At 41.9% G+C, this 535-nt stretch carries 2 protein-coding genes; both read right to left on the reverse strand.

What is annotated here, in order from left to right; all coding sequences use genetic code 11:
- Window positions 1–215 (reverse strand): hypothetical protein (locus tag KJQ97_RS09345; protein WP_214120683.1); only part of this gene is annotated, 215 nt, incomplete at its 3' end.
- Window positions 212–535 (reverse strand): helix-turn-helix domain-containing protein (locus KJQ97_RS09350; RefSeq protein ID WP_214120684.1); only part of this gene is annotated, 324 nt, incomplete at its 5' end. The genes KJQ97_RS09350 and KJQ97_RS09345, both read right to left, overlap by 4 nt.

Below are 535 nucleotides of genomic sequence, written 5' to 3' on the forward strand. Positions count from 1 at the left end.
CCGGCAGTGAAACGATTTCTCATGGAATACTTCTGCGCAATAATCATCATCTGCCTTTTAACTTCATGATACTTGTCAAACTTATTACTGATGCGCTTACGTTCATCATAGTAAGTTGCCCTTTTCAACTCTAATTTAGGCAGTAAGTCATTAAGCCTGAAACGTTCAGCTTTAGGCATTCGTAACTGTCCGGCCTTGATCTGGTCAAGAATCATCGTTTTCCGTCGTGCTTTGAGTTCCAGAACATGGCCGCCGCTTTTTTTAATATGGCTGCGTCCAGACGTGCATCATACAATTCTTTCTTTAGCTTGATAATTTCAGCCTTCAGCCGCTCATTTTCGCTCAATTCTGATGATGTTGGTTTCTTTTCCGGGTGTTTTGGTGATTTCATTTGTTTTGGCTTCCTTCCCTTTTGATGAGGACGCAAAGCTTCTATACCACCCGTTTTAAATAGTGTCCTCCAATGGGATACTTGACCTGGAAGAAGATCAAACCTGGCAGCAACTTCAGCTATGGTTACCTCATGTGTTTGATA

Source organism: Campylobacter sp. 2018MI01, from assembly GCF_018501205.1.
GTDB lineage: Bacteria > Campylobacterota > Campylobacteria > Campylobacterales > Campylobacteraceae > Campylobacter_E.